At 65.6% G+C, this 26,341-nt stretch carries 22 protein-coding genes and 2 pseudogenes; 9 read left to right on the top strand and 15 right to left on the bottom strand.

From position 1 onward, the window contains the following. Nucleotides 1-7 precede the first annotated feature (7 nt). Nucleotides 8-1,375, bottom strand: a complete 1,368-nt coding sequence (locus AC5V87_RS35605; RefSeq protein WP_456842483.1) for an LLM class flavin-dependent oxidoreductase — start codon at nt 1,373-1,375, stop codon at nt 8-10. A 21-nt stretch (nt 1,376-1,396) separates the two neighbouring features. Continuing rightward, the gene (locus AC5V87_RS35600) at nt 1,397-2,449 is read right to left on the bottom strand and encodes an Ldh family oxidoreductase (RefSeq protein WP_456842484.1); all 1,053 of its coding nucleotides are present in this window, start codon (nt 2,447-2,449) and stop codon (nt 1,397-1,399) included. A gap of 297 nt (nt 2,450-2,746) precedes the next feature. On the opposite strand from AC5V87_RS35600, the pseudogene AC5V87_RS35595 reads away from it, so the two are divergent. After that, nucleotides 2,747-6,855, top strand: a pseudogene (locus AC5V87_RS35595) (bifunctional diguanylate cyclase/phosphodiesterase). On the opposite strand, the gene AC5V87_RS35590 reads toward AC5V87_RS35595, so the two are convergent. The 5 genes from AC5V87_RS35590 to AC5V87_RS35570 all read right to left on the bottom strand — a co-directional run bounded on the left by AC5V87_RS35590 (nt 6,829) and on the right by AC5V87_RS35570 (nt 12,654). Continuing rightward, nucleotides 6,829-7,170 (bottom strand): hypothetical protein, encoded by a 342-nt coding sequence (locus AC5V87_RS35590; RefSeq protein ID WP_495369256.1) that lies wholly within the window; start codon nt 7,168-7,170, stop codon nt 6,829-6,831. The pseudogene AC5V87_RS35595 and the gene AC5V87_RS35590 sit on opposite strands and share 27 nt — an antisense overlap. A gap of 229 nt (nt 7,171-7,399) precedes the next feature. After that, entirely contained in the window at nt 7,400-8,392 is a 993-nt protein-coding gene (galE, locus tag AC5V87_RS35585) for a UDP-glucose 4-epimerase GalE (RefSeq protein WP_495369255.1), read from the bottom strand. 19 nt (nt 8,393-8,411) lie between these two features. Beyond that, a complete protein-coding gene (locus tag AC5V87_RS35580; protein WP_456842488.1) occupies nt 8,412-9,218 on the bottom strand; it encodes a WecB/TagA/CpsF family glycosyltransferase in 807 nt (268 codons plus the stop codon). Continuing rightward, nucleotides 9,211-11,583: an exopolysaccharide transport family protein gene (locus AC5V87_RS35575; protein ID WP_495369254.1), complete on the bottom strand. Its 2,373-nt coding sequence runs from the start codon at nt 11,581-11,583 to the stop codon at nt 9,211-9,213. The genes AC5V87_RS35580 and AC5V87_RS35575 overlap by 8 nt, the downstream gene beginning before the upstream one ends. Before the next feature lie 276 nt (nt 11,584-11,859). After that, nucleotides 11,860-12,654, bottom strand: a complete 795-nt coding sequence (locus AC5V87_RS35570; protein ID WP_495369253.1) for a class I SAM-dependent methyltransferase — start codon at nt 12,652-12,654, stop codon at nt 11,860-11,862. A 396-nt stretch (nt 12,655-13,050) separates the two neighbouring features. Here AC5V87_RS35570 and AC5V87_RS35565 point away from each other — a divergent pair, with 396 nt between their 5' ends. After that, complete coding sequence (locus AC5V87_RS35565; RefSeq protein ID WP_495369252.1) at nt 13,051-14,079, top strand: glycosyltransferase family 2 protein; 1,029 nt, start codon at nt 13,051-13,053, stop codon at nt 14,077-14,079. Nucleotides 14,080-14,093: 14 nt separating this feature from the next. Here the strand turns inward: AC5V87_RS35565 and AC5V87_RS35560 are convergent, their stop codons facing one another. Continuing rightward, nucleotides 14,094-15,023, bottom strand: a complete 930-nt coding sequence (locus AC5V87_RS35560; protein ID WP_456843533.1) for a glycosyltransferase — start codon at nt 15,021-15,023, stop codon at nt 14,094-14,096. A gap of 304 nt (nt 15,024-15,327) precedes the next feature. Here AC5V87_RS35560 and AC5V87_RS35555 point away from each other — a divergent pair, with 304 nt between their 5' ends. The 4 genes from AC5V87_RS35555 to AC5V87_RS35540 all read left to right on the top strand — a co-directional run bounded on the left by AC5V87_RS35555 (nt 15,328) and on the right by AC5V87_RS35540 (nt 20,006). Then, entirely contained in the window at nt 15,328-16,431 is a 1,104-nt protein-coding gene (locus AC5V87_RS35555) for a glycosyltransferase (RefSeq protein ID WP_495369251.1), read from the top strand. A 3-nt stretch (nt 16,432-16,434) separates the two neighbouring features. Beyond that, the gene (locus tag AC5V87_RS35550) at nt 16,435-17,787 is read left to right on the top strand and encodes an O-antigen ligase family protein (RefSeq protein WP_456842493.1); all 1,353 of its coding nucleotides are present in this window, start codon (nt 16,435-16,437) and stop codon (nt 17,785-17,787) included. Nucleotides 17,788-17,900: 113 nt separating this feature from the next. After that, nucleotides 17,901-19,046, top strand: a complete 1,146-nt coding sequence (locus AC5V87_RS35545) for a GNAT family N-acetyltransferase (protein WP_495369250.1) — start codon at nt 17,901-17,903, stop codon at nt 19,044-19,046. A 75-nt stretch (nt 19,047-19,121) separates the two neighbouring features. Then, a complete protein-coding gene (locus AC5V87_RS35540; protein ID WP_495369249.1) occupies nt 19,122-20,006 on the top strand; it encodes a protein-L-isoaspartate O-methyltransferase family protein in 885 nt (294 codons plus the stop codon). 14 nt (nt 20,007-20,020) lie between these two features. On the opposite strand, the gene AC5V87_RS35535 is transcribed toward AC5V87_RS35540, so the two are convergent. The 4 genes from AC5V87_RS35535 to AC5V87_RS35520 form a co-directional block, all read right to left on the bottom strand. Next, complete coding sequence (locus tag AC5V87_RS35535; RefSeq protein WP_456842495.1) at nt 20,021-20,155, bottom strand: hypothetical protein; 135 nt, start codon at nt 20,153-20,155, stop codon at nt 20,021-20,023. 107 nt (nt 20,156-20,262) lie between these two features. Then, the gene (gene wrbA, locus AC5V87_RS35530) at nt 20,263-20,862 is read right to left on the bottom strand and encodes an NAD(P)H:quinone oxidoreductase (protein ID WP_495369248.1); all 600 of its coding nucleotides are present in this window, start codon (nt 20,860-20,862) and stop codon (nt 20,263-20,265) included. Between the two features lie 131 nt (nt 20,863-20,993). After that, a complete protein-coding gene (locus AC5V87_RS35525) occupies nt 20,994-21,692 on the bottom strand; it encodes a pirin family protein (RefSeq protein ID WP_456842497.1) in 699 nt (232 codons plus the stop codon). A 31-nt stretch (nt 21,693-21,723) separates the two neighbouring features. Then, on the bottom strand, nt 21,724-22,476 hold the full coding sequence (locus AC5V87_RS35520) for an SDR family NAD(P)-dependent oxidoreductase (protein ID WP_456842498.1): 753 nt from the start codon (nt 22,474-22,476) through the stop codon (nt 21,724-21,726). A 117-nt stretch (nt 22,477-22,593) separates the two neighbouring features. Between AC5V87_RS35520 and AC5V87_RS35515 the strand changes: the two genes are divergently transcribed. Continuing rightward, on the top strand, nt 22,594-23,529 hold the full coding sequence (locus AC5V87_RS35515; RefSeq protein ID WP_456842499.1) for a LysR family transcriptional regulator: 936 nt from the start codon (nt 22,594-22,596) through the stop codon (nt 23,527-23,529). A gap of 67 nt (nt 23,530-23,596) precedes the next feature. Here AC5V87_RS35515 and AC5V87_RS35510 read toward each other — a convergent pair whose 3' ends face one another. Then, nucleotides 23,597-23,854 (bottom strand): hypothetical protein, encoded by a 258-nt coding sequence (locus tag AC5V87_RS35510; RefSeq protein ID WP_495369247.1) that lies wholly within the window; start codon nt 23,852-23,854, stop codon nt 23,597-23,599. Between the two features lie 152 nt (nt 23,855-24,006). Between AC5V87_RS35510 and AC5V87_RS35505 the strand changes: the two are divergent. After that, nucleotides 24,007-24,168: pseudogene (locus AC5V87_RS35505) on the top strand (tripartite tricarboxylate transporter substrate binding protein); the annotation flags it as partial. Nucleotides 24,169-24,265: 97 nt separating this feature from the next. Beyond that, nucleotides 24,266-24,592, top strand: coding sequence for a hypothetical protein (locus AC5V87_RS35500; RefSeq protein ID WP_456842501.1), 327 nt, complete (start codon nt 24,266-24,268; stop codon nt 24,590-24,592). 114 nt (nt 24,593-24,706) lie between these two features. Here AC5V87_RS35500 and AC5V87_RS35495 read toward each other — a convergent pair whose 3' ends face one another. Further along, complete coding sequence (locus AC5V87_RS35495) at nt 24,707-25,174, bottom strand: YbaK/EbsC family protein (protein ID WP_456842502.1); 468 nt, start codon at nt 25,172-25,174, stop codon at nt 24,707-24,709. Between the two features lie 127 nt (nt 25,175-25,301). Then, the gene (locus AC5V87_RS35490; protein ID WP_495369246.1) at nt 25,302-26,033 is read right to left on the bottom strand and encodes a haloacid dehalogenase type II; all 732 of its coding nucleotides are present in this window, start codon (nt 26,031-26,033) and stop codon (nt 25,302-25,304) included. Between the last annotated feature and the right edge of the window lie 308 nt (nt 26,034-26,341).

Here is a 26,341-nt window from a genome sequence, read left to right as displayed (position 1 = left end):
CTCGCCGTTATTCCGCGGCATCGCGCGGCTGCACCTTCCAGGCGCCGGCGGAAGGCCGCCTCAAGCCGAGATTCTCCCGCAGCGTCTTGCCGCGATACTCCTTCTGGAACAGGCCGCGCCGCTGCAATTCCGGCACGATATGCTGCACGAAATCGGCGTAGGAGCCGGGCACATAGGTCGCGGCGATGACAAAACCGTCGCAGCCGCGCTCGACGAACATCTCCTCCAGTCTATCCGCGATCTCCTTCGGGCCGCCGACGATGGCGTCCTGCACCTGGCCGCGACCGGAGAAGGTGACGAAGTCGCGCGCGCTCGGATTGCTCTTGCCTGAATTCTTCAGCACGCCGTCGCGGATGCCGAGAATGCCCTGCATGCTCTTCAAGTCCTCCGTCGTCAGCGGCTCGTCGAGATCCTTGGAGGCGAAATCGTAATTGAGCGCTTCGGCAAGTAGCGACAGCGCGTCGATCTGGAGCGGCAGCTTGTCGATCAGCGCCATCTTGTCCTCGGCCTCGGCCTTGGTCGCGGCGCAGACCGGCGTCGTCAGATTGCAGAGGAACATCTGGTCGGGATCGCGCCCGGCTTTCGCAGCCTCGTTGCGTACGGCGGCATAGCCGTCCTTCGCGGCGGCGAGGTTGCGCGCGGCGGTGAAGATCACCTCGCCCCATCGCCCCGCAAAGCGCTGGCCGCGGCCGGACGCGCCGGCCTGGATGATGACGGGGTGGCCCTGCTGCGAGCGCGGCACAGTGAACGGGCCGCGCGATTTGAAGGCCGGCCCGTTGTGATCGAGCCGCTTCACCTTGCTCGGATCAGCAAAGCGGCCGGTCTTCTTGTCCATGATGATCGCGCCGTCTTCCCAGGTGTCCCAATGGCCGAGCACGACCTCCATGAACTCGTCGGCCTTGTCGTAGCGGGAATCATGTTCGGGGTGGGAATCGCGCCCCATGTTGAGGGCTTCCCCGTCATTGAGCGAGGTAACGACGTTCCAGCCGGCGCGCCCGCCGGACATCAGATCCAGCGTTGCAAAGCGGCGCGCGACGTCGAATGGCGCGTAGTAAGTGGTCGAGCAGGTCGCGCCGAGGCCCAGCCTGTCGGTGACCATGCCCATCGTGGTCAGCACGATCAGCGGATCCATCTTCACGCAGCGGATGCCGTATTCGACGGTGTGGGCGTGGTCGTTGCCGTAGCGGTCCGGCATCGCGAGGCGATCGTCGAAGAACGCCATGTGGAACTTGCCGGCTTCGAGGATCCTGGCGATCTCCTGGTAATAGTCCGCCGACATGGAATCATCGCGGGAGTCGGGGTGGCGCCAGGAGCTCGGCAAATTCGTGCAGTTTTGTGCCTGAAGGAAGCCGACCAGGACCATCTGCCGATTCATGCTGCTGTTCTCCAAATTCGCTCAGGCCAGATCCAGCACCGTGTCGAGCCGGTACTCGCGCGCCAGGGCGCGCATTTTATCCCAGGTGGCGTCCTCGACCTCGATGCCCTCGCGCAGGCGCTGCTGCTCGCGGATGTCCTCGATCTCGCCCGGATAGTAGACGCCCTGGCTGCCCTCGGAGGGCGGCGTCGATTTCAGGTATTGCGCGAATTCAGCGACCTCGCGCTTGAACCTCGCTAAGGGGCGGAACGCAGCGACGTTGAACACCGCCATGAAGCATCCGTCATTGTGCCGCCCCGTCGGCTCGACACCAAAACCGAGACCGGTGAGCAGGCCGCAGAGCACCTCGACCATCGCGGCAAGGCCGCTGCCTTTGTAGCCCTCGGTGCCGCCGAGCGGCAGCAGCGCGCCGCCCTTGCGATATTGCGTGGGGTCGGTGGTGTGCCGCCCCTCCGCATCGATGATCCATCCCGTGGGGATCTCCTCGCCGCGCGCGACCGCGAGCTGGATCTTACCGGCCGCAACCGCGGAGGTCGCCATGTCCAGATAGAACGGCGCCGCAAGATCGGACGGCACCGCGATCGAGATTGGATTGGTGCCGAGCCGCGCCTCCTTGCCGCCGAATGGCGCGACGTGCTTCGGCGAGCGGCCGGAGTCGGCCGTCGCGATCCCAATCATGCCCTCGCGCATCGCCATCAGCGGATAGGCGGCGAGGCGGCCGACATGGCTCTGCCGGAACACGGTGCAGGCGGCGACATTCGCCGACTTCGCCTTCTCGATCGTCAGCGCCATCGCCTTGGCGTTGACGTGGAAGCCGAAGCCCCAATTTCCATCGATGACGGTCGTGGTCGGCGATTCCTGGACGATGGTCCATCGCGCGCCGGGAACGATGTGGCCAGCCTTGATGCGGTCGATATAGGTGGGAACCGCAATCACGCCGTGGGAATCGTGGCCGGCGAGATTGGCGTTGACGCAGCCGGTGGCGACCGCGTCGGCCTCTTCCTCGGACGCGCCGGCGGCCCGGAGCAGCGCGGCGCTGATGCGCGTGAGGCGATCGGCCCTGACGATCGGCATGGCGTTCCCCCGGCTTTCGTGCCCTTAACGGGCCTGGTTGTTGGACGCCATCGTCTCAAAGCGCGGGAGCAATATCAATCTCCCGTAAACCAATACAGGGCTGCAAATTCGTCAAGAGAACGCGCCTTCGGTCGAAGGGTCGTCCCGTGCGGCGGTATTTTCGTGAGTTTAGCGCCACGCGTTCGCAGCTCGTTCACTTTGATCGATGGTTTGCCGCAGGCAATAACGACCACTTAGGCGATCGCCATTCATAAAGGCGCCGGGAGAAATAGGCAGAAATGCCCGGGAGCTAAGAACGTGCCTACGACACTCGCGCGCACCTTTGCGGCGTTGAGCGCCATCAATGAAGCGATCCTCTACGCGAAATCGCCGGACGAGCTGTACCAGAAGGTCTGCGACGCGGGATTTTCGAGCGGGGACTTTCTGGCCGTCGCAGTTTTCCTGGTGGATGCGGGTGGTCAGCGGCTGCGTTTCGCCGCCGGTTGCGGCGACGATATTGCACGGCTGCGCTCGCTCCTGATCACCACGGAAGCCGGCACGCCCGAAGGATCGGGCGTCGGCGGCGAGGCATTTCGCGATCAGAAGCTGTGCATCAGCAACGACTATCTCAACGATCCGCGGTCGCTGGCCTGGCGCGCGGGCGCGGCCAGCGCCCATATTGGCGCGGCTGCCGCGCTGCCGCTGCTCTGTAACGGCAAGAGCGTCGGCGTGCTCTATGTGACCCGCAGCGAGGCCAACTCGCTCAACGAGCAGATGGTCTCGCTGTTCGAGCGCATGTCGGCGAACATTTCCTATGCGCTGGACAATTTCGCGCGTGAGGCTGCGCGGCAGTCCGGCGAGAGGGCGATGCGGCGACTCAACCGCATGTTCGGCGCGATCAGCGCGACCAATGAAGCCATCCTGCGCGCCAAGACCGACATCGAGCTCTATCAGCTCGTCTGCGATGCCGCCGTGCACAGCGGCAAGTCGCTGGCAACCATCGTGTTGCTGCGCGAGCCCGATTCGCACTGGATGGTCCCGGTCGCCTCCACCGGAGAGAACCTGCATCTGGTCACCCAGGCGCGCTATTCGATCGATCCGGACAATCTCTACGGCAAGGGTCTCTCCGGCGAGGTGTTCCGCACGCAGAAAGCCATCGTCGAGGACGATCTCGCCAGTCGCACCAGGGGCTCGCCTTGGGAGCAGGCCAATGTCAACACCGGCGTCGCAGCCTGCGTCGTCGCCCCGCTGATCAGGCAAGGCGAGAGTGTCGGTGTGTTGCTGTTCTTCATCAGCCGCTCCTGGGCCAAGGACGAGGAGATCGTCGCGCTGCTGCTGCGAATGGCCGAGAACGTCTCCTTCGCGATCGAGAATTTCGGCCGCGAGGCCGAGAAGGCCAGGATCGCCGCGGAAGAGGAGCGCCTGGCGCGCATGTATGCGGCGCTCAGTGCCACCAACGAGGCGATCCTGCGCGCGCGCTCGCGCGCGGAGCTGTTCGAGCTTGTCTGCGAGGCAACCGCCAAGGGAGTCAAGTTCACCTCGGTCAGCATCGCGCTGGTCGACCATCGCGCCGAGCTGCTGCGCGTCGTCGCCAGCTATGGCCCGAATGCCGATCAGGTTCGTAACTTCAGGTTTTCCACCTCCGACCAGGTGCCGGAGGGGCGTGGGCTGACCGGGACCGCGTTCCGCACGCGCCAGCCTGCCGTCAGCAACGACGTGCTCGCGGACGACCGCATAGCGCCGTGGCAGGCCATCGCCCGCCGCAGCGGCATCGCGTCCTCCGCGGCGTTGCCGCTGTTCAACGGCGACACGGTCGAAGGCATATCCTGTTCAACTCTCCGGAGCGCGACACCTTCACGGAAGAACTGGTCGAGCTGCTGCGCAAGCTCCAGGCCAACGTCGCCTTCGCGCTGGAGAATTTCGACCGCGCCGACGAGAAGGCCAGGGCCGAGATGCAGCGCAATCGTCTGCGCGGCATGCTCGAGGCGCTCAGCGCAACCAACGAAGCCATCATGCGGGTCAAGACCAGCGCCGAATTGTTCGAAGTCGTCTGCGAAGCGGCGGTGCTCGGCGGCACCTTCTCCTCCGCGACCATCGCCACGGTGGACGCGACCGGACACTATCTCGACATCGCCATGACCAAAGGCGAGAGTTGCTATCAGGTCAAGCAATGGCGGTTCTCGACGTCGGCCGACGACCCAGAGGGCCGCGGACTGACCGGCACCTGCTTCCGTACGCGCGCGCCTTGCGTTGCCAACGAGCTCCTCACAGACGTCCGCACCAGGCACTGGCACCAGATCGCCCGCATCCAGGGCACCAGATCGGGCGCCTGCTTTCCGCTGCTGAGCAATGGACATGAGGCGGTCGGCGTGTTGCTGTTCCTCTCGCCGGACGAAGGCGCGTTCACGCCGGATCTGGTCCAGCTGCTGGGGCGGCTTGCCGAGAACGTGTCGTTCGCGCTCGACAATTTCGAGCGCGCCGAGGAAAAGGCGCGCACCGAGGCGCAGAAGGAGCGCCTGACGCGCATGTTCGCGGCGCTGAGCGCAACCAACGAGGCGATCATGCGGGCGAAGTCGCGCGCCGAGCTGTTCGACCTTGTCTGCGTCGCCGCATCGAACGGCGCCAAGTTCACCTCGACCACGATCGCGCTGGCGAGGCCCGACAGCGATCAGCTCGAGATCGTGGCCGCGGCCGGACCGTCCGCTAACACCACGCGCAACGTGCGCCTCTCCATCGATCCCGAGCGTCCCGAAGGGCGCGGCATGAGCGGCACGGCGTTCCGCACGCGCCAGCCTTGCATCAGCAACGACTATCTCAACGACGATCGCGTCCGCGCCTTCCATGCCATCGTCCGCGGCGATGGCGCGCGGTCGGGTGCGGCGTTCCCGCTGATCGCACACGATCAGGCCGTCGGCGTCATGATCTACATGTCGACCGAACCGGCGACCTTCACGTCCGAATTCGTGGAGCTGCTGCAGCGCCTCGCCGACAATGTCTCCTTTGCGATGGAGAATTTCGACCGCGCCGACGAGAAGAACCAGGCGGACGAGCGCATCGAGTATCTCGCCTCGCATGACAGCCTGACCGACTTGCCGAACCGCGAGACTTTCAACGGGCTGTTGCGGGCGGCGATCGACGAGGCGCAGCGCCACGATCAGCGCTTCGCGGTGCTGTTCATCGATCTCGACCGTTTCAAGGTCATCAACGATTCGCTGGGTCACGAGGCCGGCGACCTGCTGCTGCTGGAAGTCGCGAACCGGCTGCGCGGCGCGTTGCGGGCCAGCGACGTCGTCGCGCGCCTCGGCGGCGACGAGTTCGTGGTGATCCTCGACCAGTGCGGCGAAATCGACGACGTTCAGCGCATCGCGACCGGGCTGCTGACCGCGCTGGCCGAGCCCATGGAGCTCGCCGGCCACGAATGCCACACCACGGCGTCGATCGGCATCGCGATGTATCCGGCCAACGGCTCGGATGCGCAGACGCTGACCAAGAATGCCGACATGGCGATGTACCTCGCCAAGGAAGACGGCAAGAACGGCTATCGCTTCTTCTCCAAGGAAGTGAAGACGCAGTCGATCGAGCGGCTGTCGCTGGAGAGCGCGCTGCGCCGCGCGCTGGAGCGCGAGCAGTTCTCGCTGAACTATCAGCCCAAGGTCGACAGGGAGACCGGCCAGATCACGGGTGTCGAAGCGCTGCTGCGCTGGACCCATCCCGATCTCGGCAGCGTCTCGCCGGCCCAGTTCATTCCGCTTGCGGAGGAGACCGGCCTGATCGTGCCGATCGGCCGCTGGGTGCTGAGCGAGGCTTGCGCGCAGGCGATGGCTTGGCAGCGCCGCGGCCTGTTGCCGCTGTCAATGGCGGTCAACCTGTCGCCGCGGCAGTTCGCCGACGAGCATCTGTTGCAGGACGTCGACGAGGCGCTGGCGGCCTCGGGCATGTCGCCGGTGCTGCTCCAGCTCGAGGTCACCGAGAGCATGATGATGCGCAATGTCGGACGCGCGCTGAAGGTGCTCGATGCCATCCAGAGCCGCGGCATTCGCCTAGCCATCGACGATTTCGGCACCGGCTATTCCTCGATGTCGCTGATGAAGCACTTCCCGATCGACACCATCAAGATCGATCGCTCCTTCGTGCGCGACCTGCCGCAGGATTCGGAAGACCAGGCGATCGCGCAGGCGATCATCAGCATGGGCAAGGCGCTCGGCATGACCGTCGTCGCCGAAGGCGTCGAGAACGCCGAGCAGGAGGCATTCCTGCGCACCCATGGCTGCGACGAGATGCAGGGTTATCTGATCTCCAAGCCATTGCCGGCGCGGCAGATGGCCGAGCTGCTGCGGCCGATGGTGCTGCCGGTCGCGCCGCCGCTCCAGCCCGAGCCGGTCTCCGGCGAAGCCGCGGCCTCAGGGCTGAAACGCGCTGTCATCTAACGGCTGCGGGTGCAGCTCGCGGGTGTCGTGCTCGCCGGCTTCCGCCTTGCTTGGAAAATCCTGCGGTCCCGTCAACGACGTCTGCTCGACGAACAGCGCGAGAATCGTACGCCCGCCGTCGGCGAAGCTCGCGCCCTCGTTCAAGCCGAGCGCGGCGCACCATGTTCCGTTCATCGGCTCCTCGTCGTCGACCACGGCCATGGCAGGGCCCCACCACCAGGCGGGCGCGGGCGAGCGCTCGTCCCCGGGCACGACATGCCAGCGGACGAACTCATCCATCACGCGCTCGAACTCCAGGCGTGCAGCCTGATGCATGCGGTCGATACTCCCAGAATCTGCATCCGATGACAGGCCGACGTACGGATTTGATCGCGACCTTGGCGTTCGGAAAAATCGGCTCGCGCACATGAGGTGAGCCATGCATGCCGACATCATCGTCGGCCACGCCTGAATGGCGGCCGCCGGCAATACGCCAACGGCGGCAATGAACAGGCATCCTAGCCCCCTGGAGGTGCGCCAGGCAAGCTACGGCTGTTACGGTTGCTTAACGGACCTTGAGCGGATGCGCCTTCTGGTGCCAGGCCCAGGCGGTGCGGATCACCGTCGGCAGGTCGGAGTGACGCGGCACGAAATTCAGCACTTTTCGCGCGGCGGAGGGGTCGGCGACCAGGTAAGTGGGATCGCCGGCACGGCGCGGCTTGACGGTGTGCGGCACCTCGCGTCCGGTCTCCCGCTTGATGGCGTCGAGGATCTCGCGCACCGAGAAGCCGGCGCCGGTGCCGAGATTGAAGCTGCCGCCGGCATGCCCCTGTTCCAGCAGCTTCAGCGCGGCGATATGCGCTGCGGCAAGATCGGTGACATGGATGTAGTCGCGGATCGCGGTACCGTCGGGCGTGTCGTAGTCGTCGCCGAACACGGCGAACTCGACATGGCCCTGGAGCGCCATCATGGCGCGTGGAATGAGGTGGGTCTCGTTGTCGCGCAGCTCGCCGATGCCGCCGGCCGGATCGGCGCCGCTGGCGTTGAAATAGCGCAGGCAGAACGCACCGAAGCCGTAGGCCGCGCGATAGTCGGCGAGCATGCGCTCGATCATCCACTTCGATGCGCCGTAGGGATTGATCGGCGCGCAGGGAAAGTCTTCCGGGAGCTCCTTGGAATCGGCATTGCCGTAGACGGCGCCGGTCGAGGAGAACACAATGCGATGACAGCCCGCGTTACGCATCGCCTGGAGCAGCGACAGCGTGCCCTGGACGTTGTTGATGTAGTATTTCTGCGGATCGGTCATGGACTCACCGACGAGGCTGGCGGCGGCGAAATGCATCACGGCCGTGACCTTGTGATCGGCAAAAGCGCGTGCCAGCGCGGCGCCGTCGAGCAGATCCCCCGTCACCAGCGGCCCGGCGACGAAGCTGCGATGACCTGTCGAGAGATTGTCATAAACGACGGGCTGATAGCCGGCGGCGGCCAGAGCGCGGCAGGCGTGGGAGCCAATATAGCCCGCGCCTCCTGTGACAAGGACGGTCGGTCGGTCGGTCATGTCGTACTCTACTCTTCTCTCAGCGATTGAACGGCCGGTTGCGGCTGAAGAGAAGATAGAGTGCGCGGGGGTTGGTGGTCAAATAGCGCCAGAACAGGCGGCGCGGCTCGAGCCAGGTCCGCCAGGCCCATTCGAGCCCGATCTTCTGCATCCAGAGCGGCGCACGCGCCCGGCTGCCCGACAGGAAGTTGAACAGGCCGCCGGATGTCTTGATAACGCCAACATTGGTGAGATGCGGCGTGAATTCCTCGACGAATGCCTGCTCGTTGGGCACCCCCAGCGCGACCCACAGGTAATCCGGCGCGAGCGCGTTGATCTCATCGACCTTCGCGCGCAGCGCTTCACCGCGCAGATAGCCGTGGCTGCGACCGACGATCTTGAGGTCCGGATACATCTTCTGGACGTTCTCGACGGCGGCGAGGTTCTCGGCCTCGCTGGCGCCGAACATGTAGAAGGTGCGGCCCACAGCTTCCGCCTTGCGGGCGACGACATGGAACAGGTCCGTGGTCGCGACGCGCTCGGGCAGTGGAAACCAGGATTGCAGCTTCGAGGCCGCCACCAGCGGCTGTCCGTCGGCATTGATCATGTCGGCGGCGCGGAACAGGCGCTCGGTCTGCGGCTCGGTCGAGCAGCGCGCCAGCACTTCGCCATTGGCCGAGGTCAGGAACAGCGGGCGGCCGATGCGCTTGTCCGGATCGGTGGCCTCGATCATGAAATCGGCGGTCGCTTCCAGGTCGAGCGCGGCCATGCGCAGGCCGCCGACGGTGATCCGCGGCACGTCGGCTGTGGCTGCCCTTCCGTCGTGGTTGACGCGGCGCTCAAGCATATTGTCTGCCTCGCTGGCGCGCCTGGGTCGCAGGGGTGAGCTCGTCGAGCACGACGCCGACGAGCTTGCGCTCGGCGCGGCCAAGGGTGCTCAGGATCTCTTCCAGGCCGTCGTTGATGTCGAGGCTGGTCGGCAGCACCGCCACCAGCGCATCGGTGTCGTCGAGCAGCTTGCGGCTGCCGGCGGCGAGTGGCGTCCCGGGGCCGTCGAGGATCACGAGATCATAGCCGCCGGCGGAGCGCGCCCGCGCGATCGCCTTGCGGATGGCCTCAGCCGCCTTGCCGGCATTGCCCTCGGCGGCGGGCAGAACCGAGATGCCGTTGACCGTCTTGATCTCGCGCGCCGCCTTGCTGCCATTGGAGAGCCAGCCGAGCCGGCTCGGCTCGCTCTTGCCGTTGCGGTTGACCTTGTTCGAGAGCGAATGCGCTAGATGATCGGCATCGATCATCAGCACGCGCACGCCGTCGCGCGCGGCCGCGAGGGCGAAATTCAATGCGGTCACGCTGCGCTCGGTGGTCTCGCCGGCGCCGACCAGCGCGATGACCGGCATCGCCTTGCCGCCGGCGCGGCGGCCAGCGGCAGCGCGCATGTCGCGCCAGGCGTTGAGCAGGCTCGTCAGCGGAAAGCCGGGGCGCAGCGTCGGCCAGCCCAGCCGGGTGAGATCGACGCTGCCGCCGGTGGCGAGGATGGCGCCGAGCGTGTGAATGACGTCGGCCTCCTGGAGCCGTGCGATCAGTGGCTTTTCGATCACAGGCTTTTCGGCCAGCGCAGGTTGCAGCGGCGGCGCGGCAAGTTCGGGCAAGGCCTGCGCGACGTCGGGAGCGCGTGCGACCGGCTGCGGCGGAGCAGGTTCCGGCGTTCGTGAAGCTTGCGGTGCGCGTGCGGTGTCCGGCGCCGGCGTGCGCTGGGGACGGGCGGGTGCAGGCGCAGGTGCAACCGCGCCGGCGAGCAGACATTCGGCGGCGACGAACCAGCCTGATGCGGCGAGCGCGCCGAAGATGAAGCCGATCATCGCGAACAGCGTCATTCCCGGCGGGAACGAGCGCCGCTGCGGCACCGTGGCCTCGCCGATGACGCGGGCGGCCGACGTGTTCAGGCTCTCCTGCTCCTCCGTCTCGCGCGAACGCTTGAGGAAGGACTGATAGACGTCGCGGCTGGCATCAGCCTCGCGCTCGAGCTCGCGCAGGCGCACGGCGGCCTGGCTGAGCTGGACGCTCTGCCGCTTCTGCGCTTCCAGCGCCCTGTTGAGCGAGGCCTCGAAATCGCGGGCGCGGGTCAGATCGTTCTTGGCGGACTGGGCGAAGCGGTCGATCTCCTCGTTGATCGTGCGCTTGAGATCCTCGACCTGCTTCTCGGTCTGGCGCAGCGCCGGATGGCGCGGGCCGAGCTCGCCGGCCTGCTCCGCATATTTCTTGCGGGCGTCGGCATATTGTGCGCGAAGGTTCGCGATGGTCGGCGATTGCAGCGCCTCGGGGATCGCGCCGGCATCCGCCGCCGTGCGCCGGCTCGCCTCGATCTGGTCGAGCCGCGCCTGCGCGTCCATCGTCGCGGCGCGGGCGGCGGCGAGGCGCTGGTTGCTGGCGGAAAGCTGCTGGTCGCTGATCAGCGTGTCCTGAGTGCCGACGAAATTGTTCTGGGCTTTGTAGGTGGCGAGCACGGTCTCGGCGTTGCGCAGCCGCTCGCGCAGCTCCTTCAGGCGGCTGGAGAGATCGTTCGTGGCGCGCCGCGCGGCCGAAGCCTGCGAGTTGCGGGATTCGGTGAGATAGGCGTTGGTCAGCGTGTTGGCGAGCATCGCCGCCTTGGCCGGATCGATCGACCAGACTTCGATATCGACGATGAAGCTCTTCTCGGTCTTGCGGATGGTGATGTGCTTGTTCAGCGCCTCGAGCGCGCCGAGCTGCACTTCCCTGCTGTCCGCGGCTGAGGGCGCGCGGGGCTGAAGGCCGATCAGGCCGAGCAGCGACGATATCAGGCTCTTGGCGTCACTGCCGCCGAATTCCGGATCCTTGTCGAGGCCGGCCTGCTGGATCACCTGGAGCAGCACGCTGTTGGACGTGATCAGGCGCGCCTGGCTCTCCACCACCATGGACATGCCGGAGACATCCTGCGCCCGTGGCGTGAGCTCGCGATCGACCAGCTGAAGCTCGCGCGGATCGACATAGAGCTGGGCAGTGGCGGTGTAACGGGGTGTCATGCTCTTGCCGAAGCCGACGGCAAGCGTTGCGCCGAGCAGGGCGGCCGCGGCAATCGTGACCTTGCGGCGCCAGAGCAGATGGGAAAGCTCCAGCACGCTGAAGCCGGCCTGCGGCTTCTGCTGCGGCGCCTCCGGCCTGGCGCGATCTATCGGCTGGTTATAGTCAAGCATGATCCCCAGCTTTCATTCCAACGGCCGCGGGCTGAGGGGTTACTCTTCGCTTTACGCCACGCACCCGGGATATAGGTGCCCAATCAACGCAACAGGGAAAATTAACCATACTCATTGAGGGACTATTCACCGAAATGGCAAACAAAGCGTTTAAGCGCATGCCGCTCTTCGACGCGTGACCGTAACGCGGTCCGTCGGAGATTAACGGTTCGTTACCGCGCCTGACGCGGCCGCGAAGCTTCGCTTCTCCCGCCAGGGGCTGCGCGCGCATGATTGTCACCTCTTCCGCAGGATGACGTGATAGTCGCCGCGGCGGACATCGGTCCCGCGCGGGAGCACGGCATTCAGCACGGCAGCGCCGGCATCGACCAGGGCTGCGAACAGCGGCTTGCGCCGGCGCATCTCGGGATAGCGCGGGCTCTCGACCTCACGGCGATAGATCATCTCGAGCCCATTGGCGGCGGCAAAGGCCTCGAGCCGCGGCAGCGTCACCAGCGGATGGAAGAAGGTCGGGAACGGCGGCTCGCCGGGCAGGCCGGCATCCTTGATGCCGCGGATATTCCGGTAGAACCAGACGTGAAACCAGTGTGGGGAATATTTGGTGACGACGCCGGAGAGCGAGCGCGGATTGGGTGCGCCGATCAGGATCATGCCGCCGCGCTTGAGCGCGTCGCGGAAATTCAAGAGCGCGGCGTCGACATGGGGCAGGTGCTCGATCACGTTGTAGCAGATCACGAGGTCGAAGGTCTCTTTGCCGAAGCTGTAGGTCTGCACGTCGCCGAGGATGGCTTCATCCGCGTAGGTGTTGTTGCGGACCTGGTCCTCGTCGATATCGACCACGGTGATCTTGCTGCGGCTCAGCAACTCCGGGGGCACCACGCTGCACGAGCCGCCGCCGGCTTCATAGATCGCGAGCGGGCCCTGCGGCAGCTCGCGGCGCAGCGCGTCCTGCACGGCGAGCAGGCTGTCGCGGGCTTCGCCGGGCACGAGGTCGTGCAGCGCCGGCGCCTGTGCAGCGGCGATGGGCAGGGGCGTGACTGCCGTGAAACCGATCGTGGCTGGCTTGTTCATTTTTTTCTGACCGCGCTTGTTCTATTCAAATTTACAGGAAAAAACTCGCGAGCCCGAAGAGCAAATCCGATGCCGCGCCGCTTCACCCGTCGCGGTGCTTACGTTCGGGTTAATGCGCATGGCCGTTAACTACGGCATCGTTCATGTCGGGCCGTCTTCGCGGCGATGGACCGCGAATTGCAGTAGCACGCGCGCGTGATTGCGCGAGAGAAACAGGCGAAAGCGGTTAAGTGCAGTGTTGCGGGAAGGTCGGCGGCTCGGAGCCGGCTTGCGCGGTGCGCCGACCGGTCGTTTTGGGACGCATCCGTGCCGCGGCGATGTATCGCCGCGGGACGGCGCCGATCCCGTGCGATCGAAGCAGGGCTTTTTCAATCTATCTCGGACATCTAGAACCTTATGACCTTGATCCCGACAGACCTGTCCGCCACGCGTATCCAGGACGCCGTGCGCGATCCCAACCGGGAGATCGCGGCGAGCTCGCGCGTCATCGACCTGTCGGTCGGCATCGTCGTCTGCATTCCATGCTTCCGCCGTCCGCAGCATTTGCGGCTGACGCTGGACTCGCTCGTGAACCAGCGCACGCCGCGCTCCTTTGCCGTCGTCATGGTCGAGAACGATGCCGCGCGGCGCGAGAGCGCGCCGGTCGCCGCGGAGTATCTCGCCAGCGGCAGGCTGCAAGGCATCTGCCTCGTCGAGAAGCGGCAGGGCAATTGCCAGGCGATCAACGCCGCGTTCGAGACGGCGCAAGCGCTGTTTCCCGCGGCGACCCGCTTCCTGATGATCGACGACGACGAGGTCGCTTCGCCCGATTGGCTCGAGCTGATGGTCCGCACCGTGGAGGCGACCGGCGCCGACGTGGTCGGCGGGCCGGTGCTGCCGGTGTTCGACGACGACAGCAAACCGTGGCTCGCTGGCCACCCCGCCTTCTGTCCCGCCTACGATTACACCGGCGCGGTGCCGCTGATCTATGGCTGCGGCAATTGCCTGATCACGCGCGCGGCGTTCGAGCGGTTCGAACGTCCGGCCTTCGATCTGCGCTTCAATTTCCTCGGCGGCGGCGACTGCGATTTCTTCGTGCGCTGCCGCGATGCCGGCATGAGATTCCACTGGAGCGCGGAAGCGGTCATCATCGAAACGGTGCCGCAGAGCCGCACCCGCTTCGGCTGGATCGCCAGGCGCAGCCTGCGCATCGGCGTGATCAACTATCGTGTGCAGTCCAAGGCTGCGCGGAGCGCGAGAGCACGAGTTCGGGTATTTGCGCAGATGCTGGCGCGCTTGCCGCTGTCGCTGCTTCGTTCCGCGCGTCTGCTCGCGACGTCGAAGGTCGTCGTCGCGATGCATCCGACGCTGGTCGCGTTCGGCTCCCTGCTCGCGGCATTCGGCATCGAGCCGAAACCCTATGAGGCCTCGAAGATCGTATCCTGACGTGGTGTGCCGGGTTAGATGCCGAAGCGCGCGAGGGCGGTCCTCGCCATTGCGCGCGGCAGCGCCCTGAGCGAGCGCCGGCCGATCATCCCGAGATAGCCGAAAGCCTGGCGGTAGCGGCCGAAGCGGACCGCCTGCATCGCCGCATAAGTGACAAGATGGATCTCGGCGGCCCGGCGCAAGCCGGCCGCAGTGCCCTCGGGCAGTCGCGCCAGGATCAGGCCGTCGTCGAACACGCGCGCGATCGCCGGGAAGAAATCCTGCGGCGTCCGTACCGCCGCGTTCATGGTGTTGGCGGTGTGCACGCGATAGTCGAGCAGAAGCTTGGGCGCGAACTCGAATTCGCCGATCGCGGCGAGGCGGCACCAGCAATGCCAGTCCTCGCAATATCTGAGGGAGGTGTCGAAGCCGCCGATGGCGCGGAAAGCCTCCGCGCGCGCGAGCGCGATGCCGCCATTGACGATGAAGTTGCCGGCCGCAATCCGCGCCAGCACGTCGCCGGAAGGCTTGCGGCGGCCCTTCAGCAGTTCGCGCCGGCCGATCTGCCGTCCCTCGCTGTCGATGGTGTTGTAGTCGCCGTAAACGAGAACGGCGCGCGGCGCTCCGCGCGCCGCCGTCAGCAGGGCCGCCGCCGCGCCGGGGCGCAGGCGGTCGTCGGCATCGAGGAAGAGCAGCCACTCGCCGCTCGCATATCGCGCGCCGAGATTGCGCGCGGCCGATACGCCGGCGGAATCGTTGATCATCAGGCGCAGCCGCGGGTCGCGCTTGGCGCGAACGATCGCGACCGTCTCGTCAGACGAGCCGTCGTCCACGACGATCACCTCGCCGATCTCGCTCTGCGCCAGCGCGCTGGCCAGGGTTTCGTCGATGTAGGCCGCAACGTTCTTGGCGGGAATGACGACGGACACCGGAGCGGTCGGGCTCGCCGGCAGCGGCAGACGCATCGCCGGGGCGATGCGCGAGGAGGCCGGCAGATCGAGAACGTCTTCGGCGGTGATCGGAGCCACGGCTCGCCTTTAAGGATCTGTTAACCAGGGCGCATCTGCCGAACCAGCATTGCGATTGCAACATCGGCGCGCCCGCGAACGATACTCGCATTACGGCCAAATCGTTGTCGCAAGGATCTGTGCGCCCGCGGTTTCGTCAATTAGCGTTAAGCCGATGGCATTAAGCCTGTGGCAAATTTGGAAGAGTGCGGCAGCCGGTCCCATGCGAGAATGCGCATCTGACGGCTCGCGGATGGATCCAGTGCCCGCAAAGACATTCGACGACGACCCCGAGGCCATGGTCCTCAATCTGTTCTACGAGGACAAGGACGATCGCTGGTTTCCCGGCGACCGGCATCTGCGGCGCATGGCGCGCCGCATGCTGCTCGGCGAGCCGCGCATGAGCGGCCAGCTTCGCGTGTTCCTCAATCTCTGCGCGGGGCTCGACCGTCTCGGCATCCGCTACCGCGTCAACGACTACGGCTACATCGCGCAGCATCCGAGCGAGCTTGCCTGCATCATCGGCCGCACCTTCCTGCTCGACAAGTTCACGTGGAAGAATCCGATCCTGCTCGGCGTCGCCGCGCACAATCATCCGCTCGACGACCCCGATCTGTTCAAGCGCCTGCCGGTGAAGAAGGTGGTGGTGCCCGGCCCGTGGTACGTCGACATGTATCGGCCGTATTGGCCGGACACGGAGGCCTGGCCGGTCGGCATCGATACCGATCTCTGGGCACCGTCGCCCGCCGCGGACAAGACCGTCGACGTGCTCATCTACGACAAGGTCCATTGGGACCGCGAGCGCTATGCGCCGGAGCTGATTGAGCCGGTTCGCGCCCGCCTCGCCAGGGAAGGCCGCTCCTTCACCGAGCTGCGTTACGGCAGCTACAAGGAAGAGGACTATCAGGCCGCGCTGGCGCGTTCGCGCGCGATGATCTTCCTGTGCCAGAACGAGAGCCAGGGCATCGCCTATCAGCAGGCACTCTCCTGCGGCGTGCCGGTATTCGCCTGGGATCCCGGCGGCCCATGGCGGGATCCCGATTATTATCCGCACCGCGTCCAGTTCGGACCGGTGTCCTCGGTGCCGTATTGGGACTCGCGTTGCGGCCTGAGATTCACCGACGTCGCAGGGTTCGAGGCGGGCTGGGACGATTTCTGGGCGGGGTGCGAGACGGACAGGTTCGATCCGCGCGGCTTCGTGCTCGACAATCTGACACTGGAGCAACGCGCGCTGCAATATTACGAGATCGCGCAGAGCATCGTGCGGCAGCAGACGGTGCCGCAGACCTCAGGCCTAGTGGTTGACGAATGCTTAACAGGCATCGGCGAGAACCTGAATTTTCCCGGCTTCATCGACCTGCCTTGAGCCATGGATCGCAGCGCCGCTGACATGACCGACGTCGAAGCTCGATCGCTCGGTCACGCCTTTCGCGATGGGCTTGCCGGGCTCAACGCCGTGCAGGCGGCGCGATGTCTCGTCGCGGTCGCCGCGCTGCTCCTCGTGCTGGTGACGCTCGATCCGTTTCCCGATTTGCGCAGCGAGGCTGCCACCACCGTGGTCGGCGGACGCATGGCGCTCGCCTATATCACGTGGGGTCTCCTGGCGGCGGTGGCGGTGCTGTTCGTCGCCGCCACGGACGGGCCTTCGCTGAAGAGCCTGGTCACGCCGCTGCATCTCTGTCTGGTCGGCTGGCTGCTCGTCAACGTCGTCTTCTCCGAGAGCCGCGGCCTGTCGATCCAGCGCTTCGTGCTCGCCGTCAGCGTGACCTCGCTCGCGGTGCTCCTGCCGTTGCTGCCGCCGACCCAGCGCAGCTTCAATCTGTGCCTCGGCGGCGCCGCGCTCGTGCTGCTCGTGCTGTGCTATCTCGGCGTTGTCCTCGCGCCGCAATATTCGATTCATACCGCGCTCGACCTCACCGAGCCGCAGCTTGCCGGCGACTGGCGCGGCAGCTTCGGCCACAAGAACGTTGCTTCGCCGGTGATGACCATCCTGGTCTATGTCGGCATTTATCTCACCGCCGTCGGCTCGTTCGTGATGGGGCCGGCGGTCGCAGCGCTCGCCGGCATTTTCCTGATCTTCACCGGCGGCAAGACCTCCTCGGTGCTGTGCCTTGCGATCTATGGCCTCGCATCGCTGGTCTATGTGACGCGGAGCCTGTGGCTGAAGCGGATCATCTGCTTCGTGCCGCTGATCGTGATGAACTTTTTGACGGTCGGCAGCGTCCTGAGCCCCGCGCTCGGCGCCATGACGCGGCAGCTTCCGCTGGATCCGACCTTCACCGGCCGTTCCGACATCTGGGAGTTCGCGCTCGCGGCCGTCGCCGAAAAGCCGGTCATCGGCCACGGCTATGCGGCTTTCTGGGACGACGTCACCGAACGGCAGACCGCCCAGGGCGCCGAATGGGCGACGAGCGCGGCGCACAGCCACAACAGCTATCTCGACCTCGCGGTCACCATCGGTCTGCCGGGACTGCTGCTCGTGATCCTCGTCTTCGTGCTCGCGCCGCTCGGCAATTTCCAGTCGGCCCAGGCCTACAACCGCAGTGGCGCCCTGGCAAAGCTGTTCCTGACCATGTGGCTGTTCGGCCTCTATTACGGAACCACCGAGACCTTCCTGCTCGAGCGGCAGAATCCGATCTGGTTCATGTTCGCGCTTGCGGTCGCCGGCCTGCATTTCCTGGCGAGGTTCCAATGCGTCGACCAGGTGAAACCCGAACTCTGACAGCTTGTCGCAGCCCGTGGTGGGACAGGCTTAACGATAAGCAGCGACGTCGCTTGTAGTCTGCGGCAAAACACAATCCATCTGGAAACATTCAGTAATCGCATGTCCCACGGATGACGTTTCTCGGCGTCGAGCAAGTCAACGGTCAGGCGTCAAGCGCGTCGGGAATCGCGGTCGATTTCGTGCGTGACTGGCGGCAGGCCGCATCGCGCCTGAGCGCAGGCCACCGCACCGCGTTTCAGCATGGTTACTGGCTCGGCGCCTGGTACGCGGCGTTCGGCAGCGCCCTGCCGCTGATCGCATTGATCTCCGATGCGGCGACGGGCAGGGACATCGCGGTGGTGCCGATGGTCAGCCATATCAGGCGTGGCATCCGCGTCGTCGAATTTGCCGATTTCGGCGTCACCGACAACAACGCGCCGATCGTTGCGTCCGATGCCGCGCTGGATGCGGCGGCGATGGATGCGGTTGGCCAGGCGCTGGTCGAAGCCTTGCGCGCGCTGCCCGACGGCTTCGACCTGCTGCGCCTGAAGAAGATGCCGGTCCATGTCGGTGGCAGGCCGAACCCGCTGGTGTCGCTCGGCCGGATCGGCTCGAGCTCGCTCAACGGCAATCTCGTGCTGACCGGCGACGATTATGAGGCCTACCAGGCCTCGATCAAGCGCATGCAGATGCCGCGCTGCTGGCGCGTCTTCAGCCGGCACGCGGGCGCGCGGTTCGAGATCGCCACGGATGTCGCGCGTGCGCATGAGCTGCTGGACGTGATGGACGCTCAGCAGCAGGCGCGCATGCGCAAGCTCGGCTCGCGCTTCGTCCTCAACGACGAGACCCATGCGAAGTTCTACCGCGAGGTCGCTCGCCAGGGCGTTGCGGAAGGCTATGCCGTCATCTCGGCACTGGTCTGCGACGAGGGCGTCGTCGCCACCACGCTCGGAGTCAGGGATGGCGCGACCTATTTCCTCCTACGCATCAGCCACGCCGGCGATCCATGGTCGAGCTGCTCGCCCGGCCTGCTCGTCACAGAGCGCACTATGGCCGCGCTGCATGCGCAGGACGTGCGCCGATTCGATCTCAGCATCGGCAATCACGACTACAAGCGCCGCTTCGGTGCCGAGAAGGTGCCGCTGACCGACATCAGCGTTGCGCTATCCTGGCGCGGGGCACCTTATGCCTTGCGCGACCATGCCGCGCAGGGTCTGCGCCGTCATCCGAAGCTCGCCGCCCTTGCCGCGCGCGCCATGGGAAAGCCGGCAAATTAGCGGGAAGTCGCTGGATCGGCGGTCATTCGACGATCGCAATCCTCGTGCTATCGTCGCCTTCTCCCCGGAGGCGACATGGAAGATCGTTCGGCAAAATATCGCGTATTCTATGCGCAACTGATCTGCGCTGCGGCGAAGGCTGCGGATTCCCGGCTCGAGCAGGCCTTTCGGACCGTCAGGCGCGAGCCTTTCGCCGGGCCCGGGCCGTGGTCGATCACGCTCGGCGGCCATCCCTATGTGGTGACGCCCGATGATGATCCTGCCTTCCTCTATCAGAACGCGCTTCTTGCACTCGATCCGGAGCGCGGCCTCAATATCGGCATGCCCAGTGCGCATGCTTATTGGCTCAGCGGCTGTGCTGTCAGGGAAGGTGAGACCGTCGTCCAGATCGGTGCGGGCAGCGGCTATTACTGCGCGATCCTGGCGCATCTCGTCGGACCCGGCGGCCGGGTCTATGCCTATGAGATCGACGAACGCCTGGCGGCCCTCGCGCGCGACAATCTGAAGGACGTCGCGCATGTCGATGTGCGCGACCGCTCGGGCATCGCCTCGGACCTGCCTGCAACCGACGTGATCTACGTCTGCGCGGGGGCGGCGCAGCCGGCGACGGAATGGCTCGAGGCGCTGCGCCCCGCCGGCCGGCTGGTGTTTCCCCTGGCGCCGGAAGGCATGCTCGGCGGCATGCTGATGATCACACGCCCGGATGCCGGCGCGGTCTGGCCGGCGAAATTCCTCAGCCGTGCCCAGTTCATCGGCTGTGCGGGATTGCAGGATGAAGACTCCGCCCGCCGATTGGCCGAGGCGTTCGCGAAAGGCTGGGAAAGCGTGCAGTCGTTACGGAGGGAGGGCGCTCCCGACGAGACCTGCTGGTTCGCCGGTGAGGGCTGGTGGCTGTCCACGGCGCCGGCGCCCATGCCGATGGATTCAGTCCCGCCCCACGCGGACATCGCGCAGGCGTAACGAAGACCGGGTCGTTACGATTCCGTGCATTCCGCGCAGTGCAGCCGGCCGCGCGAGGCGCGGAACAGGCTGCGGCAATACCAGCGCCGCGCCAGCGCCTGGACGGGCTTGCGGATCATCTGCGCGATCAACAGGAGTTCGAAAGCCATTCGTATCGCTTTTTTGGTGGAAATATCCTGCGAGTAGAGATGGGGCGGCATCCCCGAATGAGAATGCCGCCCGCGTCGCATCAGCCATGCAATCGGCCGCGTGCAGTTCAGCCGTGAAGCTTCTTGGCGGTCTCCGCGATCTGGCGGCCCTGATAGCGCGCGCCGGCGAGCTCGTTGGCGCTGGGCTGGCGGCTGCCGTCGCCGCCGGTGATGGTGGTGGCGCCGTAGGGCGCTCCGCCGGTGACCTCGTCGAGCTTCATCTGGCCGGCAAAGCCGTAGTTCATGCCGACCACGACCATGCCGAAATGCAGGAGGTTGGTGATGATCGAGAACAGCGTCGTCTCCTGGCCGCCATGCTGGGTCGCGGTGGACGTGAAGGCGCCGCCAACCTTGCCGTGCAGCGCGCCCTTGGCCCACAGCCCACCGGCCTGGTCCAGGAAGTTCGCCATCTGCGAGGCCATGCGGCCGAAGCGGGTGCCGGTGCCGACGATGATCGCGTCATAATTGGCGAGGTCCTCGATTTTGGCGATCGGCGCCGCCTGGTCGACCTTGTAATGCGCGGCTTTCGCGACTTCGGCCGGCACCAGCTCCGGCACGCGCTTGATGTCGACGGTCGCGCCGGCTTCGCGCGCGCCTTCGGCGACGGCATTGGCCATCGCCTCGATGTGGCCATAGGCGGAATAATAGAGGACGAGAACTTTGGGCATGGTGGTCTCCGTTGGGATTGATGTTCGTGATCTCTCCGTCGTTCCGGGGCGATGCAAAACATCGAACCCGGAAGCTCGAGATTTCGGGTCTGGCGCTTCGCGCCATCCCGGAATGACGTCGAATGATACCGTTACGCCGCGTCGACGAGCACGATCTCCGAATCTTCGAGCGCCGTGATCTTCAGCCTGTCCTCGTCGCGGATCGCGGCGCCGTCGCGGGCGTCGACGCGCACGCCGTTGATCTCGACTGAGCCCGCCGCGGGCACGAGATAAAGATGCCGCGACTTCTGCGGCGCGTACTCCGCGCTCTCGCCAGCCTTCAGCGTAGTGGCGAGCACCCGCGCATCGGCGCGAATCGGCAGTGCGTCCGTGTCGCCCGCGATCCCGCTCGCGATGGTGACGAGCTTGCCGGAGCGGTCTGCCTTCGGGAAAGGTTTCGAGCCCCAGGTCGGCTGTCCGCCGCGCGCGGTCGGCTCGATCCAGATCTGGAAGATGCGCGTCTGCGTCGGCTCCAGGTTGTATTCGGAGTGGCGGATGCCGCTGCCCGCGCTCATCACCTGCACGTCGCCTGCTTCAGTGCGGCCCTCGTTGCCGAGGCTGTCCTGATGGGTGATCGCGCCTTCGCGCACATAGGTGATGATTTCCATGTTGGCGTGGGGATGCGCCGGGAAGCCGGTGTTCGGCGCGATCTCGTCGTCGTTCCACACGCGCAAGGCGCCGTGCCCCATGTTGTTCGGGTCATAGTGGCTGGCGAAGGAGAAGTGATGCTTGGCCTTGAGCCAGCCGTGATCGGCGCCGCCGAGCTTTGCGAAAGGTCTGAGTTCGATCATGGAAATGTTTCCTTGGTTGGCGGGTTTGGCGCTAGGCGCCAAACCCGCCGTCGACATTGAGCACGGTGCCGGTGACGAAGGAGGCTTCCGGACTTGCGAGGAACACGACGCCGGCAGCGACTTCCTCGGGGCGGCCGAAGCGCTGCAGTGCGTGCTGCTTGCGCTGGGTCTCGGCGAACTCGCCGCCGTCCTTCGGGTTCATGTCGGTGTCGATCGAGCCGGGCTGCACCACGTTCACGGTGATGCCGCGCGGGCCGAGGTCGCGTGCCGCGCCCTTGGTGTAGCCGACCACGGCCGCCTTGGTGGCGACGTAGTCGGCAAGTCCGGGGAACGAGGCGCGGTCGGCCAGCATGGAGCCGACCGTGACGATGCGGCCGCCTTCATTCATCAGTTGCGAGGCGGCGCGGATCGCCGCGATCACGCCGTGCACGTTGATGGCATCCTGACGGGTGAGCGCCTCGGTGTCGGCCTTGGCATCGTCGATCGCAGCACCGGCAGCGACGCCGGCATTGTTGACGAGGATGTCGAGATGGCCAAACTCCTTGGCCACATCATTGACGAGCTGCGTCACGTCCTTGGCCGACGCCTGGTCGGCCTTGTAGGCGCGGGCCTTCACACCCTTTGCCTTCAACTCGGCGACGACGGCCTCGGCCTTTGCGGGCGAGGCGACATAGCTGATGGCGACATCCGCGCCTTCATTGGCGAGAGCCCGGGCCGTGGCCGCGCCGATGCCGCGCGAGCCGCCGGTGACGAGGGCAACCTTGCCTGAGAGCTTCTTGGTCATCGGATTTCTCCAGTCCTGACTGTCTGATGACCCTTGGATAAGCCTCCGCTTGTGGTATAGAAATAGAAACTGTTGAAACACATTGTTTCCTGCAATATCCCTGACGGACCGGCTGCCATGGCAAAGCTCCCCGATTTCGAGGCCCTCGCGATTTTCGCAAAAGTCGTGGAATTACGCTCGTTTGCGGGGGCGGCGAGCGAGCTCACGATGTCCAAGGCCACGGTCTCCAAGGCGGTCACGCGGCTGGAGGAGCGGCTCGGCGCCCGCCTCTTCAACCGCACCTCGCGCCGGCTGGCGCTGACCGATGCCGGCCACAAGCTCGCCGACCGCGCCACGCGCCTGCTCGCCGACGGCGAGGCGGCCGAGAACGAGGCGCTGGCGCAATCGGTGGCGCCGCGCGGCCTGGTGCGGCTCGCGGTGCCCATGACGTTCGGGATCAAGGCGGTGGCGCCGCTGCTGCCGGAGTTTTTCGAAACCTATCCGGAGGTCTCGGTCGATCTGCATTTGAGCGATGCGACCATCGATCTGATCGGCGAGGGTTTTGACATGGCGGTGCGGATCGCGCGGCTGCCGGACTCCTCGCTGATCGCGCGGCGGCTCTTCACCATGCCCCGCTTCACCGTGGCCGCCCCGTCCTATCTCAGGAAGCACGGCCGCCCGACGCATCCGATGCATCTCGCCGAGCACAAATGCTTCAGCTATGCCTATCTCTCCACGCCCAACATCTGGCACTACACGAATTCGGCCGGCGAGCAGGCGAGCGTGCGTCCCGGCGGTCAGCTCCGCGTCAACAACGGCGAAGCCGTGATGCCCTCGCTGCTCGCCGGCCTCGGCATCGCGGAGCTGCCGGAGTTCATCGTCGGCGACGCGATCTCCTCCGGCGCCCTCGAAGTCATCCTGAAGGACTGGAAGCAGGCCGAAGGCGCCGTGCACCTGGTAACCCCGCCCGGCGGCCCGCGCCCCGCCCGCGTCGAGGCGCTGGCAGATTTCCTCGCCGCGAAGCTTCCGGGCAGCTGCAAGCGGCGGCCGGGGAAGGGTGGCAAAGCCGGATAGATTGGTGGGCACGGCGCGCGACGGGCGCGCCTTTGCCCGCTCTACGGCATCTCGCTTTTCGACCTGACTACGGCATCTTCACGCCGTCGATCGCGACGATGCGCAAGGCCGGCTTCAGCGTCTCGTCCAGCTGCGCCTTCAATTCGCGCACCCGCGGGTCCGTCGAGCGGGCCGCGCACACTGCGTATTGATGAACCGATTGCGCCAACGCGCGCCGCGCTTCCGGCGTTCGCGTCAGGTCGGGCTTCGAAAGCCGCAAGACGATCGCTGCGAGATTCACCAGCATCTCGTCCAGCGCGACGTCGAAGGTCGCAACATTCCGCATGACCCACTCCCTGCCAGGGCAACAGCCGCTCAAGGGATGCGTTCCAGACCGGGCTGAACATGGTTAATGCCTGGTAAACGTCTTGTTCTTGCCGGTCGCCACGCTAGGCAGGGGCCGAAACAAGAAAGTCGGGGAGGGGAGCTGCGATGGACTTCCAGGAGCTCGGCTACAACGACGTCGAGATGTATATCTGGGCCGGCTTGGTCGCGCAGAGCTAACTGCCCGCGCAGGCCGCGCCGGCCTTCTCCGAATTCGTCGCGGCCGACAGCACGCGCCTGATCGCGGCCGTGAAGAAGATCGGCAAGCTGGAGTAGGTTCCGCCGGAGCATTCACGTTTTGTTGTTGGGCCAGAACCTTCCCGTGGCTCATTGATTGAGAAGCTTTTGAGAGAAATCGGGAAGGAATCCGAAGATGCGAACAGAGCGGATTGCGCTGGGTGTGGCGCTTGCGATCGGAGGCATCGTCGCGCAGGGCGCTGCATCCGCTCAGGAATATCGCGGCACCATGGAGCAGCAGATGGCCTGCACACCGGATGTGTGGCGGCTGTGCAGCGACCAGATTCCAGACGTGAACCGCATCGTGGCCTGCCTGCAACAGAACACGCCGCAGCTCTCGAGCGCCTGCCGCGCGGTGTTCCAGTCCAACAACCAGGTGCCGCGCGGTCGTGCCGCATCGCCACCGCGCTACTACCCCGCGCCGCCTCCCGCGCCGCGGCCGCCTTACGATGAGAATGATTAGAGCGGCTGAGGTCCTGGTTAAATCGATGCGCGCTCGGATTTCGGTTCACCTCTCCCCGACGGAGAGAGGTAAACCACGGACAGCCCGCCGAACCGAATTTCATCACAGCCGCTATCAGGGCCGGTGCTCGCAGACGTCGACCCATTCGGCGCCGACGAGTTCGGCCATGCGGTCGGGCGCAATGCGCACCGCGCTGTGGGTCGAGCCCGCGGCGGGAACGACGATGTCGAAGGCTTTCAGCGACACATCGCAGTAGATCGGCAGCGGCGATTTCAGCCCGAACGGGCAGACGCCGCCGACCTCATGGCCGGTGATCTCGGCGACCTCTTCCAATCCCAGCATCTTCGGCTTTCCGCCGAACTGCGTCTTGACCTTCTTGTTGTCCATGCGCGAGGTGCCGGCGGCGACGATCAGGATCACGCGCTCGCCGATCCGCAGGCTCAATGTCTTGGCGATGCGCCCGGGCTCGACGCCATAGGCTTCGGCCGCCAGCTGCACCGTCGCGGAGCTGATCGGGGATTCCATGACAGAGATGTCGGGAGCTTTCTCGGCGAAGAAGGCGCGAACGGATTCCAGGCTCATTGACTTCTCACGGGCGGGCGGCGATCCCTAAAGCATGATCCGGAAAAGTGCGCAGCGGTTTTCCGAAAAGATCATGCGCAAACAACAACTAAAGCGCGATGACGATACATCCTAATTTCATCGCGCTTTAGATGATTCCTGCCAGCTCGGAGAGCGCCCGGACGCGGTGGTCCGGCGCGAAGCCAAGCTCGTCCATCTGGGTGCGGATCGCCTTGAACATCGTCAGCGGTGCCACGAGTTCGTTCTCGACGCAAGCCAGCGCCATCGCCTCGGGCGTGACGCGCTCGATCCAGGCGACGTTCAATCCAAACGACTTTGCGCCCGCCACGTCCCAGGGATTGGAGGAGACGAACAGCACCTCGTTCGGCGCGGTGCCGAGCACCTCGCCGACCAGCTCATAGGCCTCAGGGCTCGGCTTGAAGATCTTCTTCGCATCGACGCTGATGGTGGCATCGAGCAGGCTGTCGAGCCCGGTGTTGCGCACCAGCGTATCAAGCATGTCCGGACTGCCGTTGGAGAGGATGGCGAGCTTTCGCGGTTTCAATGCCGCGAGCGCCGCCGCTGCATCCGGATAGAGATCGGGATGCAGATATTTCTCGATCACGCGCTCGAACGCATCCTTCTCATAGGCGAGCCCGAGCACGCGCAGCGTATAGGCCAGCGAATCGCGGGTGACAGACGTGAAATCCTGGTAGCGCCGCATCAGCGAGCGCAGCCAGGTGTATTCGAGCTGCTTGATCCGCCAGACCTGCGTGATGATCTCGCCATAGCCCGGAAACGCATCCTCGGTGATCTCGGCCACCGACTGGATGTCGTAGAGCGTCCCGTAGGCGTCGAACGCGACGGCTTTGATGGTCATGGGCGCGCTCCTTCGTATTTGCAAGCGCACGGATTATACCGGCTACGCGCTTCCCGTGTCGCCGACTATTGAGCGTCGACCTAGCGGATAATGCTCTGATTCTGAACGTTGGCGATCAACTCATCCGCCCGAGACAAAAGCCGATGAAGCAAGGGCGAGGAATTTGCCTGGTTGTACCCCAAGGCCAAATCGACCGTCGGCGTGCCCCCGTCAAGCGCTCTGGCGACGAGGCTGGGTGCCAGCATATTCTGCGCATAGAGGGGAACAAGGCGTCGCCTGGATCGTGCCGAGAACTCGCCACGATCCAG

The sequence above is a fragment of the Bradyrhizobium sp. SOJA106 genome, assembly GCF_059448745.1.
This window is presented reverse-complemented; position numbering and strand designations above follow the sequence as displayed.